Genomic DNA, 15,238 nt, shown 5'->3' on the forward strand with positions numbered 1-15,238 from the left:
CTGCAAATATTATCTATATCCATTGATAACTCTATGGATATTATGTTTAATATCAGCAGTTTGGAAGTTTACGAGTAGTCCAATGTGCAGATTGGATAGTCTCAGATAGGTTAGGAGTTGTTTATAGTGCGTGTCCAACAATTCTTTTACAGCCTTTAATTCTACAATAATTTGACCTTCTACCAATAGATCTAATCTTAAATCATCAGCTAATTGTTTACCCTCATAAAATATAGGAACATGCACCTGACGCTCTACTTTTAGTCCATTTATCTCTAACTGATAGGCTAAAGCTTCCTCATAAACAGATTCGAGTAAGCCTGGTCCCAGTGCCGCATAGACTTTGTATATTGCTCCTATAATATTATAGGTGATATCATTTTCTTGCATAGTAGATTAGGTTGTATTGGTTGTAGACGGAAAGTCTATACTGTGTGTTGTGGTAGCTTCTGTGCTATCCATGCCCGTCAGGGCTCTGTGTAGAAGTTCTGTAAAGTCTGTTTATCTGTGCATTCTGTGAGAGAATGAAAGTTATTATATCCCTCCCTATGTGGGGAGGGATCTTTCTTTTTTTTAATCTTGGAAGTAAACTCTCTTCACGCGGTTGCTGATTGTCGTCAGAACCTCGTATGGAATTGTGCCGAGCGTGTCGCTGAGGACGGTCACTGGGAGGTGGTCACCAAAGATTTCAACACTATCACCTTCCTTGCAATCAATGCCTGTAACGTCAATCATAGCTACGTCCATACAGATGTTACCGACATACTCTGCCTTCTGACCATTTACCAAACAATAGCAGTTGCGGTTGCCAAGATGGCGGTTCAAGCCGTCAGCATAGCCGATTGGTATTGCTGCAATCACGCTGTCGTGGTCGATTGTTCCCTTACGAGAGTAGCCCACAGTCTCACCAGCTGGTACGTTGCGCAGCTGAAGGATAGTGGTCTTCAGCGTAGAGATATTGTTGATTGTCTTGTTTGTGCGTGGGTTAATACCATAAAGACCTAAGCCCAATCGGCACATATCCAACTGACGTTCAGGGAAGTGTTCGATGCCCGAAGAGTTGTCTATGTGGCGGATAATCTTATGGCTGAAAGCAGCTTGAAGCTTCTTACTACCCTCATCAAAGAGTGCAAACTGGCGTGCAGAGAACTCGTCGAAGTTGTCGGCATCAGAGCCAACGAAGTGAGAGAAGACCGAACGAGGGATGATAGCATTCTGATGTTTCAGTCGGTCAATCAACTCATCCATATCCTTCTGTGGGTCAAAGCCTAATCGGTGCATACCCGTATCGAGCTTAATATGAACAGGGAAGCCCGTGATACCCTCCTTCTGTGCTGCCTTTACGAGTGCATCCATGAGTCGGAAGCTATATACCTCAGGCTCAAGGTCGTAGTCAAAGAGCGTCTTGAAGGAAGTCATCTCAGGGTTCATGATCATGATATTGCTTGTGATACCGTTCTTACGAAGGGTCACACCCTCATCGGCAACAGCCACAGCAAGATAGTCAACACGATGATCTTGCAAGGTTTTAGCAATCTCTACCGCACCCGCTCCATAGCCGTCAGCCTTAATCATACAAACCAATTTCGTCTCAGGTTTGAGGAAAGAGCGGTACCAGTTGAGGTTGTCAACAACGGCATTGAGGTTCACCTCCAATACTGTTTCATGCACCTTCTTCACCAAGAGTTCTGTTAGTCGGTCGAAACCAAACTGTCTTGCACCCTTTAATAAGATAACCTCATCGTGCAAGTTAGCGAAGACATCGCTGTGGATAAAGGAGTTGACGGTAGCAAAGAAATGCTTTTCGCCTAAATGCTTAAAGGCAGAACGCTGTGCCAACAGTCCTTCACCAATACCGATAAACTTCTCAACACCACGCTTTTCGCATAGGAAAGCAACCTTGCTATATAGATCTTTATCCGTGTCACCACTCTGTAGAATATCGCTAAGAATCAATGTACGACGACGTCCCTTATGGTCAGGACGACGGTTCATGAAGTCGAGTGCAATATCGAGTGAGTTGAAATCAGAGTTATAAGAATCGTTGATAAGCGTACAACCATGCTGTCCCTCCTTCACTTCCAAGCGCATAGCGACAGGTTCTAATTGTGCCATTCGCTCGCTAATGGTCTCAGGATTTAGGCCTAAATGGAGTGAAACGACTGCGCAGGTGATAGAATTTTCAACGCTGGCATCGTCGATGAAAGGCAGTTTATATTGTCCTTCTGTCTTCCCTTTCCAAGTATAAGAAACGGTTGTTTCAATGTCTTTCTTTTCAATCGCTTTGATATAGAAAGCCGCTTCTTCCTTCTTAGTAGACCAATCCAGCTTCTGCCCCTTGTAATCATACTGGCTTAAACACTGCATCATCACCTCGTCATCCGAAGAATAGACAATCGCCTCGGTGTCATGGAAGAGTTTTATCTTCTCATGGCATTTAGCTTCTATGGATGGGAAGTTCTCTTGGTGGGCAGTACCAAGCGTGGTGAAGACACCGATAGTAGGCTGGATAATGTCGTGCAAAGCCATCATCTCACCCGGAAGACTGATGCCTGCTTCAAAGACACCGACCTGTGTATTTTCACTCAAGAGCAATACTGACAGCGGAACACCAATCTGAGAATTATAGCTACGAGGTGAGCGTGTGACCACCATCTGCGGAGATAGCAACTGATAAAGCCACTCCTTGACCATCGTCTTACCATTAGAACCCGTGATTCCCACAATCGGAATCAAGTATTCATCACGATGACGTTCAGCCAGTCGCTGCAAGGCTTCCAGCGAACCAACAACTTTCAAGAAGTTAGAATCAGGATAACGAGTAGCCCAACCCTCAGGCACTACCTCCACGACAAAGTTTCTCACACCCCTTGCATAAAGTTCTGGGATGTAATTATGTCCGTCGTTACGCTCAGACTTAAGCGCAAAGAACAATGTTTCTTCAGGGAAACAGAGAGAACGGCTGTCGGTAAGAACAAAGCTTATATTTGCATCCTTATCACCATAACGGCGTGCGCCAATGAGCGTCGTTACTTTCTCAATAGTATAATTCATTACTACCTATATTGTTTTATATCTTATGCAAAGGTAGTGAAAAGTCTTAATACAACATCTTATCCTTGCGGTTTTTTCGTCTTATCATTTAAGATAATATCGGTGAGCACATTTAGGACATATTCCTTTTATCATATAGTTGATTGAAAACTGCTCATATCCTTCGGGCAGTTCTACCTGCGGAACTGGTATGTCATTGAAGCAGTAGGTTTGATGGCAACGCTCACAATAGAAGTGTACGTGCATATCCTCATCCTCATCCTCTTCATCGCTAAGACATAATTCGTAGCGCACCACATCATTCCCGTCCTCCAATTGATGTACTAAGTGCTGCTGTTTAAATAGTGATAGTGTACGGAATATATTTGACTTATCAATCGTTTGAATCTTTGCTTCCAACTCTTTCATAGAAGCTGGATTATCCAGTCCTGACAATGTGCGTGCTATGAGTATGCGATTTGCAGTCAGTCTTATGCCATGTGTTTTTAAGAGCAGTTCAATCTGTTTGTCGTTCATTTCTTCCATAGTTATAAATTCAATTCTATATTGGGATATTTTAGTTTCAACATTTTTGCTTTTTCCATTGTTTTCTTTATGAAATCCTGATAAGCCGCTGCCTCTGGATTAAACGGGCGGTGGGCTAATGCCTCTTTAATCGGTTGCCATTCTCTAAGAAACTCTTTAGCTTCAGTGGAGAAGCAGGTTGCCACAAGCTGTTCCCATATATAGTCTACAGCCTGTTCGTTGGGGTGCAGCATGTCTGCCTTATAGAAACGATAGTCGCGCAGTTCGTCATTAACAATCTCATAAGCTGGGAAATAATAGACCTTATCACCATTTTCTTTCACCACTTTGTCTGTTGCCAATAGCAGTACAGCCTTTGACAATTGACTTCCGTGATAGCCATATTTAGCATAGCGGATAGGACTAACCGTCAGGATAACATTAACCTTTGGATTCGCTTGTCGTAATAGGGAAATAGCTTCATGTAGTGCTTCTGCGCATTCCTTAATAGTGAGTTCGCGCTCTTCAAACTCTCGCTGTGGACGTTTCTGGCAGTTGTCAACAATCTCACCTGTCGCCCGCTCCACATAGACGTGGTTTGTTCCCAAGGTGAATACGGCTGTGTCAAAGGCTTGGCTCTCCAACTTCTTTACCGTATGTAGCACTGAAACAGGGTTGTACATCACACCGAAAGGATTTACCACGGCATGGAATTTCTCCTCTTCGAATCGCTTGCCAATATTATCAGCAAAGCACGACCCAACGAAAAGAATCCGTTCGCAAGGCTCCAACTCAAATGTCGGACGGGGGATGTTGACAATTGTTCTAAATTCCATAAGGTCGCAAAGGTAAGAAAAATCATAGAGAAAAACATTCAGTAAAGAATATTTTTCATACTTTTTAGTTGCTTAAATAAATATTCTATCAGTTAATGTTTCTTTTCATATATTATTTGTATATTTGCCCTACTTATAAGCTTATCGTATCTAAGTTTAGTAATGATATGGATAAAAAGACGTTAGAGTTTGTTACTTATTGCATAGGTAAGTTGTCAGTAATGCTGAAACTACCACAACAAGAAGTATACCGTAGGTTGAAAACCTCTGGTATATTGGATGAATATATTGTGCCTTCTTATGATGTTTTGCATACCTTTGGTTCTCGTTACTTGATGGAAGATTTGACAGATTATATGAGAGAGAAAGGAGTTTTATAAATAGAGAAACGATAAATGTACACATACCAATATCCGCACCCAGCCGTAACGGCTGACTGTCTTGTTTTTGCACGTACTGAAGAAGGGATGAAACTGCTGTTGATACAGCGGAAGAATGAGCCTTGTAAGGGGAAATGGGCTTTCCCGGGTGGCTTTATGGATATCGACGAAACAACGATTGATGCTGCTCGTCGTGAACTGAAAGAAGAAACAGGTTTGGAGGTGGGCGAGTTGTTTCGCGTTGGTGTCTTTGATGCTGTCAACCGTGATCCACGCGAGCGAATCATTACTGTGGCTTATTATACGGTTCTTGATAAGCCTGCCGAAGTCAGTGGCTTGGACGATGCAGCACAAGCAAGGTGGTTCCTACTGACTGAACTCCCCGAATTGGCTTTCGATCATCGTGAGATACTTCGAGAGGCAGAACGAGTGACGAGGCTTGCTTTGTCCTAATTTTTCACAACCTCATTTTTAATTCATGCTCATTTCGAATTGAATTAAGGCTTAATAGGCTTGCAAAAGGGCGTTACTTGAAATCCAAGTAACGCCCTTTTGAGGTCTAAGTAACGCCCTTTTATAATGTGAGTTTATAACATCCTGAATGATTGATAGTTATAAAGGCAAAAAAGAAAGGCTCTTTCTGTGCTTTTAAAAGATGGGATAAGGGAAGTAATGTAAATATATTTCTTTTCGTTTCAACGGCTATACACTATGAGTTATCTTCACAAAAAGAACGCTTTTGCCACAAAGGAAAGCCTTTCTTTTCGTGAAGATAAGTTCGTTTTCGTGTGAATAACTCTTTCGACAGCGTCTATAAGCAAGCAACGGTAAGTCCTGCCATCACGATGCTGACCATGCTCATGAGTTTGATAAGGATGTTAAGCGATGGACCAGAAGTATCTTTAAATGGGTCGCCAACGGTGTCACCGACGATAGTTGCCTTGTGAGCGTCAGAGCCTTTACCGCCGAAGTTGCCTTCTTCGACATATTTCTTCGCATTGTCCCACGCACCACCAGCATTCGACATGAATACGGCAAGGGTGAAGCCGGCTGCCAAACCGCCTACTAACAAGCCTAATACACCTGCCACTCCGAGCAAAAGACCGACGACAACAGGGATGATGATGGCTAAAAGCGATGGGAAAATCATCTCGTGTTGTGCACTCTGTGTACTGATTTCCACGCATCGTCCATAGTCTGGTGTGCCTGTTCCTTCTAATATTCCCTTAATCTCACGGAACTGGCGACGCACCTCTTCCACCATCTTTCCAGCTGCTCTACCAACGGCACCCATTGTCAGTCCGCAGAAAAGGAAGGCTGCCATAGCACCGATGAAAGCACCGACAAGAACCTTTGGATTCATCAAGTTTACTTGGAAGAAGTTCATGAAGTCTGGGATAGTAGCCTTTGTGGCATCAATCGTTTCACCTGCAACGTTGGTCATTTGTGTACCGACACGAGCCATGGCAATCTTGATTTCTTCGATATAAGAAGCCAACAATGCTAATGCTGTCAGTGCAGCCGAACCAATAGCAAAGCCTTTACCCGTAGCGGCTGTCGTATTACCCAAGGCGTCAAGGGCATCAGTACGCTGGCGCACCTCTGCTCCTAACTCGCTCATCTCCGCATTACCGCCAGCGTTGTCGGCAATCGGTCCGTAGGCATCTGTTGCCAAGGTGATACCCAAGGTTGAGAGCATACCCACCGCAGCGATACCGATACCATAGAGTCCGTGCTGAATAGAGAGTGCTGACATTGACATGTCAAAGCCGTTGGCACAGAGATAACTCAGCATGATAGCCACTGAAATGGAAAGGACAGGAATACAGGTTGAAATCATACCCGTACCGATACCTTTTATAATAACTGTTGCCGAACCCGTCTGACTTGCCTCCGAAATTCCCTTTGTTGGCATATAACTTTGAGAAGTATAGTACTCCGTTGCCTGACCGATGATAACTCCAGCAGCCAAACCAGCAATGACAGAGAAGCTAACACCGAGCCAGTTCTCCAAGCCTAAGAGGTAGAGGATGAGGAAGCTAACAGCAGCGATGAGTATGGCAGCCGTATTTGTGCCTAATCCTAAGGCGTGGAGAAGGTCTTTCATCGTGGCTCCCTCCTTCGTTCTTACGAGGAAAATACCGAACAAACTCAAGAAAACACCGACGGCAGCGATGAGCATTGGTGCGATGACAGCCTTTAGTTGCATATCGCCTGATGAGGCTGCAAAGGCGGTTGCACCCAAGGCAGCGGTAGAAAGAATCGAACCACAGTAGCTCTCGTATAGGTCGGCACCCATACCCGCCACGTCACCCACGTTGTCGCCTACGTTGTCGGCAATCGTTGCAGGGTTGCGTGGATCGTCTTCAGGGATGTTAGCTTCGACCTTACCCACGAGGTCGGCGCCTACGTCGGCAGCCTTTGTATAGATACCGCCACCCACACGAGCAAACAAAGCCTGTGTAGATGCACCCATACCGAAGGTCAACATCGTTGTTGTGATGGTGATAAGCATTTCGCTCGTTGTCATCTTATCAAAATAGAACCAAGTGAGGACAATGAACCAAATGGCTATGTCTAACAAGCCTAATCCTACGACAACGAGTCCCATGACTGCGCCCGAACGGAAGGCAATCTTGAGTCCATCGTTGAGTCCGTTGCGTGCTGCGTTGGCTGTTCTGGCACTGGCATAGGTAGCCGTTTTCATACCGAAGAAACCTGCAAGACCAGAGAAGAAGCCGCCAGTTAGGAAGGCAAAGGGTACCCATTCATTCTGCGCATTGAAGCCGTATGCCATGATGGCGAAGACAATAGCAAGAACGACAAAAACCATCAATACGACTTTGTATTGCTGTTTCAGATACGCCATGGCACCACGACGTACGTATTCAGCAATCTCAACCATGCGGGGTGTACCTTCCTCCGCTTGCATCATAGACTTAAAGAAATACCATGCCATACCCAGTGCGCACACTGATGCAATGGGAATGAGCCAAAAAACTTGTGGGATGTGTTCCATAATTCAAAATATTTAGGTTGTGTAATAGTCTTTCCTTGTTCGTTCGCAAATATATAAAAAAATATTGAAAAGCAAGGGAAATTGGGAAAAAAGAAAGAGTAAAACAGCAACCAATCACCACAACAAGCAGCCCCTCCCCCTTGCCCCTCCCCCAAAGGGAGGGGAGTAGTATGCGTGATACCCCTATAAATTAGGGAAAGGCTTTCAGTTATTCGCAAGCATGGTGTTTCCTGCACTTCCTCTCTTTCCCGCGCGAAGATGGGGCTGGGGGTGAGTTTTTATTATCTTCTGCCATACTGTTAACGCCTCGCACATAGCGTGCTAACGTTCCGCACATGATGTGCGGGGCGTTAGCACCATCACAAAACACATGAAAAAGAGGGACAAAATAGATGTAATAAGTAGAAAGTTTACAAAATATTTGTAAGAAAAGGGTGTTATTATTATCTTTGCAAATATGTTGTACTAAAACTATTAATTATGAAGAAAAACTTATTTTTACTAATCCTATTATTTTGTGTGCCAATCGTGCTTATGGCACAAGATAAGAAGTACTATTGCGAAGCAGAAGGCTATTTAAATAGGCAGAGTTATATCGTTTATCTTGATTTTGGTGATTTGAGAGAAAACTCTTCTCTTTTTGAATCAGAAAAGAAGACACGACCAGTAGATGAGCAAGGGAAATTTATTAAATTCTTAACAGCTGTAAGTTTCCTTAATTGGATGGTTGATAAAGGCTGGAACTTGGAGTTCAAGGTTCTTGAGCCAGATAATGCAAACAATGCTGTTTATACATTCTCCAAAGTAACATCAAGGAGTAAAATAAAAGAGGGGATTATATTAAAGGGAGATAAGTGATATTAAGTAAAAACGGAGATTTATATAAATCTCCGTTTTTAGTTTTGCTGTGTTGGCTGTTGGTTGTTGATGGTTTGTTTACTCCTTTATAAATCCTTGATTTTTAAGTGAATTTATTAATACTTTAGAAAGGGCTTCGTTCGCTTCTTTCGTATATCTTAAATCGGTGAAAACCTGTGCGAGGGTTTCTTTATTGTTGATTTCCACAAAATGTTTGTTTTCCTCTAACTGCTCCTTTGGCGTATAGAAAGCATCGATACGCTCAGGCGTATAGTCTTCGTAAGTTTCGTTGTGGATAATGCTGTCGATAGGAAGGCGGTCAACAAGGGCTGGATCTTCATCAGGCCAACCGAGGGTAATCGTAGCGACAGGCATCACTAAGCGAGGGAGTTGTAATGCTTCAATGATAGTTTTAGGGTTGTAGATGGTTGTTCCCAAGAAGCAAGTGCCTAAGCCTTCTTCCTCTGCAAGGTTGCAGAAAGTCTGACAATAGAGCAGCGCATCAGTAGCAGCATTGAGGAAAGAAAGGAAGTTGTCGTAACCCGGTGTTGCCTTACGGTTCTCCGCCCAGAGCGTAGTACGACGGAAGTCCGCGCAGAAGGTGAGGACCACAGGTGCCCCCATGACCATCGGTTGGTTGAAATGAGCAGGTGCCAATTGCGCCTTCTTTTCCTCGTTTCGTGTGATGACAACTGAGTAAAGCTGCAGGTTTCCCATTGTTGGGGTACGTTCAGCCTTCTCTAATAGATTTTTCAGTAAATCCTCCGATACATCCTTGTTGGTGTATTTTCTTATCGTCTTTCTTGTATTAATAGTTTTCATTTTAGATAATTTTGATGCTACAAAGTTAAGTAAATGTTTTCTATTTTGGAAAACAATTCGTAACTTCGCAGTCGAAATATTTTCTAAAACGACAATAATGGAAACCAAACAAACTTACTCATTTGATGAAGCATTTCAAGCTACTTTAGCTTATTTCGGCGGAGACGAACTTGCTGCTCGTGTATGGGTCAACAAGTATGCGATGAAGGATAGCTTCGGAAATATCTATGAGAAGTCGCCAGAACAGATGCATTGGCGCATTGCTAACGAGATAGCTCGTATTGAGAATAAATATAAGAATCCATTGACGGCACAGGAGGTATTCGACCTCTTGGACCATTTCAGATATATTATCCCTGCTGGTAGTCCGATGACGGGTATCGGTAATAGCTATCAGGTAGCATCACTTTCTAACTGTTTCGTTATCGGTTTGGACGGTGATGCCGATTCATACGGTGCCATTATGCGTATTGACGAAGAGCAGGTGCAGCTGATGAAGCGTCGTGGTGGAGTGGGACATGACTTGACCCATATCCGTCCGAAAGGCTCACCAGTGAACAACTCAGCCCTGACTTCAACGGGTCTTGTTCCTTTCATGGAGCGTTATTCCAACAGTACTCGTGAGGTAGCGCAGGACGGTCGTCGTGGTGCCTTGATGCTTTCGGTAAGTATTAAGCATCCAGATTCAGAGGCGTTTATCGATGCCAAGATGGAAGAAGGTAAGGTGACTGGTGCTAACGTGTCTGTAAAGATTACCGATGAGTTCATGCAGGCAGTCGTTGAAGATAAGACATACGTACAGCAGTTCCCTACCAATAGTAGCGAACCAAGTGTAACGAAGGAGATTTCTGCTAAGGAATTATGGGAAAAGATTGTACATAACGCATGGAAGAGTGCCGAGCCGGGCGTGTTGTTCTGGGATACAATTATCCGAGAGAGTATTCCTGATTGTTATGCAGACCTTGGTTTCCAGACTGTTTCAACGAATCCATGTGGTGAGATTCCGCTCTGTCCATACGATAGTTGTCGACTCCTTTCATTGAATCTCTATTCGTATGTTATCGACCCATTCACAGACCATGCACGCTTCGATATGGAATTGTTTAAGCGTCATGCACAGCTCGCACAGCGATTGATGGACGATATCATCGACCTTGAGATGGAGAAAATCGACCTCATTATGTCGAAGATAAAGACCGATCCTCAGGTTGATGAGGTGAAGAGTGCAGAGTATCATCTTTGGGAGAAGATTAAGAAGAAGAGTTGTCAGGGTCGTCGTACAGGTGTGGGAATCACTGCTGAGGGCGATATGATTGCAGCTATGGGCTTGCGTTATGGAACACAAGAAGCAACCGACTTCTCGGTTGATATTCATCGTACATTAGCTCTGAATGCTTATCGTTCATCGGTGACAATGGCACAGGAGCGTGGTGCGTTTGAGATATACGATGCTAAGCGTGAGGAGAAGAATCCGTTTATCCTTCGTTTGAAGGAGGCTGATGGTCAGCTTTACGAAGATATGAAGAAGTATGGTCGTAGAAATATTGCCTGTCTGACGATTGCTCCTACGGGTACAACCTCTCTCATGACACAGACAACATCGGGTATTGAACCAGTCTTCATGCCTGTATATAAGCGTCGTCGTAAGGTGAATCCAAACGATACGGACGTACATGTAGACTTCGTAGATGAGGTGGGCGACTCTTTTGAGGAGTACATTGTTTACCACCGTAAGTTCTTGACATGGATGGAGGTGAACGGAATTGATACGCAGAAGAAGTATAGTCAGGAAGAAATTGACGAACTCGTGAAGCGTTCTCCTTATTATAAAGCTACCGCAAACGATGTCGACTGGTTGATGAAGGTACGTATGCAGGGCGAAATTCAGAAGTGGGTTGACCACTCAATCTCTGTGACTGTGAACCTTCCAAATCAGGTTGATGAGGAGTTAGTGAATAAACTCTATGTTGAGGCATGGCGTAGTGGTTGCAAGGGTTGTACTATCTATCGTGACGGAAGTCGCTCGGGTGTGATGATTTCTGTATCGAAGAAGGATAAGACGAAGGAAGAAAAGCCTGCTGATGAGGAGAAGGCAAAAGACCTTAACTCAGCAGAGGAACATCATGAGCATATCTGTAACCATCCAAACGTTATTGAGGTTCGTCCAAAGGAATTGGAGTGTGACGTCGTACGCTTCCAAAACAATAAAGAGAAATGGGTAGCTTTCGTTGGCTTGTTAGATGGTTATCCTTACGAAATCTTTACAGGTTTGCAGGACGATGAGGAGGGTATTGCCCTTCCAAAGAGCGTTACTAAGGGTAAGATTATCAAGCAGACAGCCGAAGATGGTAACCATCGTTACGACTTCCAGTTTGAGAATAAGCGTGGCTATAAGACCACTGTTGAAGGCTTGTCAGAGAAGTTTAACCCAGAGTATTGGAACTATGCGAAGTTGATTTCAGGTGTATTGCGTTATCGTATGCCAATCGATCATGTCATCAAGCTCGTTGGTTCGCTGCAATTGAAGAATGAAAGCATCAATACTTGGAAGAATGGTGTTGAGCGAGCTTTGAAGAAGTATGTTACTGATGGTACGAGTGCGTCAGGCTTGAAATGTCCAGTCTGTGCCCAAGAAACCCTTGTTTATCAAGAAGGATGCTTGATTTGTACCAACTGTGGAGCCTCACGTTGTGGCTAAACGGTTAGCAGTAAAGTTCAATAAAATCCCAATTCGGTCATTAGAAAACCATTAATATACATATCGTAGACTAATGACTGATTTGGGTTAACATAGAGGGCGGACAGCTCGTCTTGCTCTCACTTCTCTTAACGAATGATGAAATTAATGACAAGTTATATTCTTCTGGAAGGTCTTCACTTCCATGCTCGTATTGGAGTAGGGGAGCAGGAACGTGTGGTCGGTAATGAATATGTGCTCGACTTGCGGTTAGGTTATCCGTTCGCAAAGGCAATGGAGAGCGATGATGTAGCTGACACGTTGAACTATGCAGAGGCTTTTAATGTCGTAAGAGAAGTAATGAAACAACCCGCTCGCCTGTTAGAGTCAGTCGCTGGTTCCATTGTTGAAGCATTGTGTGCGGCTTTTCCAATGCTAAGTAGTATCGACTTAAAACTCGTGAAGCTTAATCCTCCAATGGGTGCTGATAGTGATGGGGCAGGCGTGGAATTACACTTAATAAATGATAAAACCATGGATTAGAGCCTTGGTTTCCCAAGGAAAAGCCGTATCTTTGCCCTTTAAATAATTAAGTATGTTTAAGAAAATATCGCTTCTCTTTGTTTTCTTGGTCTTGTCAGTAGGTCTTTCATGGGCTGCAGACGGACGATTTACACTGGTTATTGACCCCGGTCATGGTGGTCATGACGCTGGTGCTATAGGTGCAATATCAAAGGAGAAGGACATCAACTTGAATATAGCTTTGGCTTTTGGCCGTTATGTTGAGAGGAATTTACCAGATGTTAATGTGATATATACTCGTAAGACAGACGTGTTTATTCCTTTGCATCAGCGTGCCGATATAGCCAACAAAGCTAAGGCAGACCTTTTTATCTCAGTACATACGAACTCTGTTGCATCAGGTCGTTATGTAAAGGGATTTCAGGTTTATACCTTAGGTATGCACCGTGCGAAAGCTAACCTTGATGTTGCTATGCGTGAGAATGGCGTTATCTCAATGGAGAAGGGCTATCAGCAGACTTATCAGGGTTTTGACCCAAACTCTTCAGAGAGTTATATCATGTTTGAATTCATGCAGAATGCGAACATGGAGCGAAGTGTTGAGTTAGCTCGAATGATACAGAATTCTGTTTGTTCTACTGCTGGACGTATCGATAAGGGTGTTCATCAGGCTGGTTTCCTCGTGTTGCGAGAGAGCTTTATGCCTGGTTGTTTGATAGAGTTAGGCTTTATCACAGCAGCAGATGAGGAGGAGTATCTGAACTCTTCGACTGGTATAGATGCCATGGCAAAAGGCATTTACAATGCTTTTGTACAATACAAGAACACGTACGACACACGTATCGTAGTGCCTTACCGCCCTGTAGAGAACAAGAGAATCGTAGTGGATCGCGTTATTCCAACAACTCCAGTAGACAAGCCGCGCCCTGTTACACCAGTTGAGAAACCTCGCACAACGGCTCCTGTGCAGCGTTCTCGTTCTACAGTGCCTGTGGAGCAGCCTCGTTCATCAGAGCCTGCACCAAAGCCTCGCCCTATGAATAAGGTGCAAGAAGCAAAGAAGAGGATCTCTGATGCGATTCGAGAGTTGCTTCCTTGTAATGATTCTGAAGCTGGGGCGTCAAATAGCGCACCCACGTTTAAGGTGCAGGTGCTTGCTGCCAACCGTCAGTTACGACCAGGTAGCGAACAGTTCCGTGGTCGTACAGATCTTGATTGTATACAGGAAGGCAATTTTTATAAGTATGTTATAGGCTCCAGTACGAATTATAATGAGATAGCGCGAATGCGCGAAAAGCTGTTGAAAGACTTCCCACAAGCTTTCATCATTGCTTATAAAGATGGTGCTCGTATGGATGTCAATCAGGCAATAGCAGAGTTTCTTAAGAATAAAAAGAATAAGTAAATAAAACGGATATGAAGAAAGTTTTTACACCACAGGTAAAGATTGCAGTTGTAGCTATACTTGCAGTTGTTGTGCTGTTCTTTGGAATGGAGTTCTTAAAGGGTTTGTCAATCTTTGGGAACGAGACACATTACAAGATTAAGTTCAATGACATCACTGGCTTATCTACGTCAACCCCTGTCTATGCTCGCGGTTTTAAGGTGGGTGTTGTTAGGAATATTGATTATGACTATGATAGGTTAGATGAGTCAATCACAGTTGATATCGATGTTGAAAAGACATTGAGAATCCCAGAGGGTACTACCGCTGAGATTGTTAGCGACATCATGGGTAATGTGAAGGTCGTACTGCAATTTGGTAAAGGCACGAAGCTTTTGGAGCCAAATGGTTGGATTGACGGTGGTATCAACGATGGTACCTTAGGCGACTTGAAGAGTATGGTACCTTCAATGCAGAAGATGTTGCCAAAGTTGGATAGCATCCTTGCCAGTGTGAATACGCTCCTTGCTGACCCAGCTCTTCAGAGTTCGGTTCATAACGTGGATAAGATAACAGCTAACCTCACTACTTCTACTCGCGAGCTTAACACGTTGTTGGCTCAGGTTAATACTTCTTTGCCTGCTATGACTGCGAAAGCTGGTAAGGTGATGGACAATGCCAACGGCATGATGGTGAACGCAAACAGAGGCATTACAGAGGCTCGTGGGGCTATCCGTGGCGCAAATACGATGATGTCTACCCTTAATAATAAGGTGAACGGACTCGATGTTGAGACTACAATGGCTAAGGTGAATGCCACCATAGACAATATGAACTCGCTCACAGCTAAGCTGAATAGCAATGAGGGTACAATGGGTTTGATGCTCAATGATGCCTCTTTGTACAATAATCTTAATAGCACGATGCGCTCTGCAGATAGTCTTTTGACAAATCTCAAGGCACATCCAAAGCGTTATGTTCACTTCTCTATCTTTGGTAGAAAAGACAAGTAATTTAAATATAGTCTAAATAATATTGTCAATGTTTCACACGCAGGGAAAGTGTTTTGAAGCTGTTTGAATATCAGCTTCTTTGCGCTTTCCCTGCGTTTGTTTCACTCTCAGCATCATAAAGGGTATAAGCTGGGTAAAACTTGTTGTTTTTCAAATACTTACAATTACA

General features: G+C 43.7%; 13 protein-coding genes. 7 read left to right on the plus strand and 6 right to left on the minus strand.

Annotated features, from left to right (window positions below; all coding sequences use genetic code 11):
- Positions 1–9: 9 nt before the first annotated feature.
- The 4 genes from PMEL_RS09235 to PMEL_RS09250 form a co-directional block, all read right to left on the minus strand.
- Positions 10–390, minus strand: coding sequence for a GxxExxY protein (locus tag PMEL_RS09235; protein WP_120175037.1), 381 nt, complete (start codon positions 388–390; stop codon positions 10–12).
- A 183-nt stretch (positions 391–573) separates the two neighbouring features.
- On the minus strand, positions 574–3,054 hold the full coding sequence (locus PMEL_RS09240) for a bifunctional UDP-N-acetylmuramoyl-tripeptide:D-alanyl-D-alanine ligase/alanine racemase (protein ID WP_120175038.1): 2,481 nt from the start codon (positions 3,052–3,054) through the stop codon (positions 574–576).
- A gap of 84 nt (positions 3,055–3,138) precedes the next feature.
- Positions 3,139–3,570, minus strand: a complete 432-nt coding sequence (locus PMEL_RS09245) for a Fur family transcriptional regulator (RefSeq protein WP_120175526.1) — start codon at positions 3,568–3,570, stop codon at positions 3,139–3,141.
- An 11-nt stretch (positions 3,571–3,581) separates the two neighbouring features.
- Positions 3,582–4,394, minus strand: a complete 813-nt coding sequence (locus PMEL_RS09250) for a GSCFA domain-containing protein (RefSeq protein ID WP_120175039.1) — start codon at positions 4,392–4,394, stop codon at positions 3,582–3,584.
- Between the two features lie 167 nt (positions 4,395–4,561).
- Between PMEL_RS09250 and PMEL_RS09255 the strand changes: the two genes are divergently transcribed.
- Both PMEL_RS09255 and PMEL_RS09260 read left to right on the plus strand, forming a co-directional pair.
- Positions 4,562–4,774, plus strand: coding sequence for a DUF3791 domain-containing protein (locus PMEL_RS09255; protein ID WP_120175527.1), 213 nt, complete (start codon positions 4,562–4,564; stop codon positions 4,772–4,774).
- 15 nt (positions 4,775–4,789) lie between these two features.
- Positions 4,790–5,227, plus strand: a complete 438-nt coding sequence (locus PMEL_RS09260) for an NUDIX domain-containing protein (protein WP_120175040.1) — start codon at positions 4,790–4,792, stop codon at positions 5,225–5,227.
- A gap of 358 nt (positions 5,228–5,585) precedes the next feature.
- Here PMEL_RS09260 and PMEL_RS09265 read toward each other — a convergent pair whose 3' ends face one another.
- A complete protein-coding gene (locus PMEL_RS09265) occupies positions 5,586–7,793 on the minus strand; it encodes a sodium-translocating pyrophosphatase (RefSeq protein ID WP_120175041.1) in 2,208 nt (735 codons plus the stop codon).
- A 480-nt stretch (positions 7,794–8,273) separates the two neighbouring features.
- Here PMEL_RS09265 and PMEL_RS09270 point away from each other — a divergent pair, with 480 nt between their 5' ends.
- On the plus strand, positions 8,274–8,651 hold the full coding sequence (locus PMEL_RS09270) for a hypothetical protein (protein ID WP_120175042.1): 378 nt from the start codon (positions 8,274–8,276) through the stop codon (positions 8,649–8,651).
- A 78-nt stretch (positions 8,652–8,729) separates the two neighbouring features.
- Here PMEL_RS09270 and PMEL_RS09275 read toward each other — a convergent pair whose 3' ends face one another.
- Complete coding sequence (locus PMEL_RS09275; protein ID WP_120175043.1) at positions 8,730–9,473, minus strand: nitroreductase family protein; 744 nt, start codon at positions 9,471–9,473, stop codon at positions 8,730–8,732.
- A 97-nt stretch (positions 9,474–9,570) separates the two neighbouring features.
- On the opposite strand from PMEL_RS09275, the gene PMEL_RS09280 reads away from it, so the two are divergent.
- The 4 genes from PMEL_RS09280 (at position 9,571) to PMEL_RS09295 (ending at position 15,069) form a co-directional block, all read left to right on the plus strand.
- Entirely contained in the window at positions 9,571–12,171 is a 2,601-nt protein-coding gene (locus tag PMEL_RS09280) for an adenosylcobalamin-dependent ribonucleoside-diphosphate reductase (protein ID WP_120175044.1), read from the plus strand.
- A 138-nt stretch (positions 12,172–12,309) separates the two neighbouring features.
- Positions 12,310–12,693: a dihydroneopterin aldolase gene (folB, locus tag PMEL_RS09285; protein WP_120175528.1), complete on the plus strand. Its 384-nt coding sequence runs from the start codon at positions 12,310–12,312 to the stop codon at positions 12,691–12,693.
- Between the two features lie 52 nt (positions 12,694–12,745).
- Positions 12,746–14,077: an N-acetylmuramoyl-L-alanine amidase gene (locus PMEL_RS09290; protein WP_120175045.1), complete on the plus strand. Its 1,332-nt coding sequence runs from the start codon at positions 12,746–12,748 to the stop codon at positions 14,075–14,077.
- Positions 14,078–14,088: 11 nt separating this feature from the next.
- Positions 14,089–15,069: an MlaD family protein gene (locus PMEL_RS09295; protein WP_120175046.1), complete on the plus strand. Its 981-nt coding sequence runs from the start codon at positions 14,089–14,091 to the stop codon at positions 15,067–15,069.
- The last annotated feature ends 169 nt before the right edge of the window (positions 15,070–15,238 follow it).

The sequence above is a fragment of the Prevotella melaninogenica genome (assembly GCF_003609775.1).
GTDB classification, from domain to species: Bacteria; Bacteroidota; Bacteroidia; order Bacteroidales; family Bacteroidaceae; genus Prevotella; species Prevotella melaninogenica_A.